Source organism: Paracoccus sp. (in: a-proteobacteria) (assembly GCF_046462195.1).
In the GTDB taxonomy this organism is placed as follows: domain Bacteria; phylum Pseudomonadota; class Alphaproteobacteria; order Rhodobacterales; family Rhodobacteraceae; genus Paracoccus.
This window is the reverse complement of sequence record NZ_JBKGUN010000103.1, coordinates 1-4,253: the sequence shown is the minus strand read 5'-3', so window position 1 is coordinate 4,253 and position 4,253 is coordinate 1. Positions and strand designations below refer to the sequence as shown.

4 protein-coding genes are annotated in these 4,253 nt (G+C 58.5%); 2 read left to right on the top strand and 2 right to left on the bottom strand.

Annotation, left to right across the window (positions count from 1 at the left end; translation table 11 throughout):
- Positions 1-753: 753 nt before the first annotated feature.
- Both ACLHHB_RS06705 and ACLHHB_RS06700 read left to right on the top strand, forming a co-directional pair.
- A complete protein-coding gene (locus ACLHHB_RS06705) occupies positions 754-1,962 on the top strand; it encodes a hypothetical protein (RefSeq protein WP_410217502.1) in 1,209 nt (402 codons plus the stop codon).
- A gap of 61 nt (positions 1,963-2,023) precedes the next feature.
- Complete coding sequence (locus tag ACLHHB_RS06700) at positions 2,024-2,959, top strand: alpha/beta fold hydrolase (RefSeq protein ID WP_410217501.1); 936 nt, start codon at positions 2,024-2,026, stop codon at positions 2,957-2,959.
- Here the strand turns inward: ACLHHB_RS06700 and ACLHHB_RS06695 are convergent.
- On the bottom strand, positions 2,926-3,648 hold the full coding sequence (locus ACLHHB_RS06695) for a DedA family protein (RefSeq protein WP_410217500.1): 723 nt from the start codon (positions 3,646-3,648) through the stop codon (positions 2,926-2,928). The two genes, ACLHHB_RS06700 and ACLHHB_RS06695, sit on opposite strands and share 34 nt — an antisense overlap.
- A gap of 281 nt (positions 3,649-3,929) precedes the next feature.
- Positions 3,930-4,160, bottom strand: coding sequence for a hypothetical protein (locus ACLHHB_RS06690; protein ID WP_410217499.1), 231 nt, complete (start codon positions 4,158-4,160; stop codon positions 3,930-3,932).
- Between the last annotated feature and the right edge of the window lie 93 nt (positions 4,161-4,253).

The following is a 4,253-nucleotide window of genomic DNA, read 5'->3' as shown; positions in this document are numbered from 1 at the left end:
CGCCCGACCGCGACGCCCGCTATGACGCATGGCGGCGCGCCATAAAGGCAACCATGAGCCTGTAGGGCGGAGGCCAGGAGATGTAACCTTTCGAACCAGAGCGCTTGAAACAGCACAAGACAGGTTCCTGTCCATGCCCGTTATGACAGGGACAGGAGCCATGGCGGATCCGCCAGAAATCAGCTAGGGCCGGCGAAAAGATTTCTCTTTCCTGTTTCTGTTGATCTGAACCTGCCGGAGGAACTGAATATGATGTCGGCAAGACAAACTTATGCGCAGAGATAGATGTCTCAGTGCATCGGGATCGAAAGACTGACTGATATTGATCGCCCAGCTTGTCACCTGCATACACTGTAGCGGCTGTCCCAGCGCATCCTCTACCGCATGACGTATCGTGCGCTTTTCCTGATCCAGAAACGGATGCACGATAGGTAATACGTGGCAGGCAATTAGCCGGCTATAGGGCAGTTCCTCGGCGCAGGCATGTCGTTCTTGGTCTGGATTGCCAGCAATCTGTATGCCGGCAACAGCAACGCACTGGTCGCTACCGCTCCGGAGGAGAGTACATAATCTGTAGAACATCGTTTGGGCCAGTTTGAAATCCTGTACAGTTTGCCTTGTCAGTATTGCATGGAGCATCCTGAAACCGATCTAAGAGACGCTTGTCTCGCAACGCGGACAGTCTTTTGCGGATCTTCTTGACGACCAAAGCCTCCTTGATGAGGCAGGAGCAGGGCCAAAAACGCTGGCGTTTTGTTGCTTCATCCTCCATTCTCGACCTTCCTCGCGCGCGGCCTATGCCGGGCCACACTTCAGGAAAGAGCGAAACCCGTTCATTTGACCTATTTCAGAGACTCATTACCTAAGCTTGATGCGCCGTCGGCGCCGATGCTGCTCCGTCCACCCGAAGGACCGGTTTACCCCCCGTTCAAGCGCCGTATTCCCGAGCGACTGTTTTATGTGGTTCCAGCCTTGATGTGGCTGGTGCTTTCCGTCCGGCATGGCAGCCTGACCTTGCCAAGTGCAGCCAACCCGGCAATGGATGCAGGAGGCCTGTGGGGCGAGAGCAAATCCCAAGGGCTGGAACTGTTCGGCCCGACGGGGCAGCGCTTCCTGCCACCTTTCGCAACCATCTGCTGTTATCCGGGCATGGACCGGTTGCAGGAGGCACTCGCCGCCATGGACGCTCATAGCATCGGCTTCCCGGTCATCGGGAAGCCTGATCGCGGATATCAAGGTTGGGGCGTGCGGCTGCTGAAGTCAGCCGCGGATCTTGCCGATTATCTGTCACGGCAGCCTGACGACGCTCGAGTGATGCTACAGGCCCTGATTGACATGCCGGGCGAGGCAGGGATCTTCTACATCCGTCGTCCCGATGAACATGCCGGCCGTATCGTGTCGATGGCCTTTGTCCACCCGCCCCATGTGATCGGCGATGGGCAGCACAGCGTGGCACAACTGGTTGCGGCCGACCCGATCCTGCAGGCCAACGCGGAGATCTATCGCGATCGTCATCCGGAGGCGTGGGATCATGTCCCGTTGCCGGACGAGTTTCATTGCCTGACCAACGCACGCAGTGCGCGCCTCGGGGCTGTTTATCGTGATGCGTTGAGCGAGGTCACGACCGACTTGGAAGCGGTCATTGACCAGATATCGCAGGAAATCCCAAATTTTCAATTTGGCCGTTTCGATATCCGATTCCGCAGCGTCGCCGAGCTGCGGCGGGGGCGCGGTTTCCGCATTGTCGAACTGAACGGCGCCGGTGCTGAAATGCTCCATATCTGGGCAGGCACGGGCACGTTGAGAGAGGCTTGGCGCACCCTCTGGCGCCAATACAGGATGTTGTTCGCCATCGGCTCGGCAATGCGTCGCAAGGGGTTTAAGCCGGTCGGTTTGCGGGGAATGATCAGGCTGCAGCGCCAGCAGGAACGTCTCCGCCGAGAGTATCCACCAAGCTCGTGAACGTGATTTGCCCTGTCAACCGAAACCATGAACATCTTGAATTTCCTACCGGACAATCAACATGATCTCTGACCTTCCTCACTGCCCGATCCCTGCAGAGATCATCCGCATCGCAGCCCCCGAACAATCCTTTGCCGAAGATGCACTGACTTATATCCTCGAACCGTTTCAGCCACTGCGTGAACAGATGATCGCAATCACCGGGATCGGGCTGGAGGCTGATGTCGAGGGAGACGATGCATCATTGCGTCGGCGCAGCGTCCCCTTGTCCTCTCTGGGACGGGACCTGTCCATGTTGGCAGCGGGTCAACCGGATGGGCAGCGGGTCATCTTTATCCATGGCAGTCCCGGCTTGGGCGAAGAGTGGTCGTCTTTTCTGACGGCCGTGCCGCAAGGTCGGCTGTATCTTGCGCCGGATCGACCCGGCTTTGGCGACAGCGGCGATGTGCCGGTCACCGACCTGCAGCAGCAGGCTGACGCGTTGCTCCCTCTGATTGGCTCGTCAGCACAGCCGCCAGTGGTGCTCGTGGGCTATTCCTATGGAGGCCCGGTGGCATTGCGGCTGGCTGTCGATCACCCTGACCGAGTGGCGGGAGTGCTGCTGATCGGTGCCGCGGCCGATCCGGGATTGGAAGAGATTCACCCTCTTCAGGAGGTTGCTGCGCTGGATTTCTTTCAGCAGATGCTGCCGACAGAACTGGCCAATTCGAATGCTGAGTTGATGTCTCTGCGCGACGGGCTTGAGGAACTGGCAGAGGACCTTTCGAATCTGAACATTCCTGTGACGATCGTCCAAGGGACCGGGGACAACCTCGTGCCGCCTTCGAACGCGGATTATCTGCGAAACCATCTGCCCCGTGCACCGGCCGTGGTCATGGTGGAAGGGGCAGATCATTTCCTGCCCTGGAGCCACCCTGACCTTCTGCTCCATGCTCTGGATTGCCTTCTGACAGGCAGGATCATTCAGCCTTCGGAAATGGTCGTTCCCGACAGGTAACGCCGGGCGACTGCTCTGCCGCCCCACAGGATCGCCAGCAGGAGGACAGCACCCGTCATCCATGCCCAATCCCCGAGCCATTCCATCAGCACGGCATAGAGACCAAAGGCGCCGTAAAAAACAGCCGGAACGTAGACCAGTGCAATGATTGCGTTGATCATGGCAAAGCGCCGGAATCCGACCCGCAGAAAGCCGCTGGCCACGAAGACCGGAAACAGCAGCCAGGGGATGATCCGTGCCAGCAATCCGGCTGCAAACGTGCTGCGATGCAGCAAGCGCCGACCTTGCTCCAGTCGGTCCCGTGACACCCAGTCAGCAATGCGCCTGCTGCGGGCCGCCAATGCTCCCAGCCCGTACAGGCACCAGTCACTGACGATCATCCCTGTGCCCACCGACGCCAAGGCCAGCGCTGATGTCATTTCGCCTGATGCAGCGAGGCCTGCGGCCAAAAGGATGGCGGCTTCTTCCAGCACAAACGTGGCCACGAACAGGAGCGCCGCTAGGAGCAGCGGGCTTCCGAGGCTCTGCTCGATCAAGGCTTCCAAATAATTCTCCTGATACAGTCGCTTGGCGGCAAGCCTCATGCGACCCTGTTTGCCAGCACCATTTGACTGATAGGGGTAACTGGTGACAAGGCACGCCATTCGCGTGTCGATCGGCGCATTGAAAAGCCCCTTGGTTCCGGACATCATCAGCCAGCAATGCGCTCCTGCCAAGATTGCTGCAGCGCTTGTGTTCCCTTTTCATCAGACAAGCCTGTCGCACCAGCCCCAACAATGCCGACAACGCTTGGGCGCCAAAACCTGTTCAGCAATGGGAGCCGCAAAGCGATGCCAGCAACAGGGGTGGAAGCATTGTTCTTGGCTCACCCTGTTGCTGGTTTCGGATCGGACATTCAAAGCTGCTGACGGTGCTTCTCGCGAAAGCGCCAATGCTATATTGATCCGGTTGGTGCCGATGGGACTGTTTCTCAGTAACAGCTGCCGTTCACGCAGGATGCACCGCCGGCCAAGGCTCCGATCAGGGCCCCCTTTGTCTTGGATCCACCCAATGCATCGGCCGCCAGTGCTCCGGCTCCGGCACCGCCAACGGTTCGAACGGCGGCGCTGTTGAGCGGGCTGTCATTGTATCCGCCGCCACCTGCGCATCCTGCAAGCACCAGCGCCACTGCCCCATATTTGATGCCATTGATAATCTTCATGCACCGTCCCCTTTTTTTCTTGTGCACGAGATTGCTATCTTGGAGCTTCAAGAATGATAATCCGGCTCGTCATCATGAATTCGTGAGCATCTT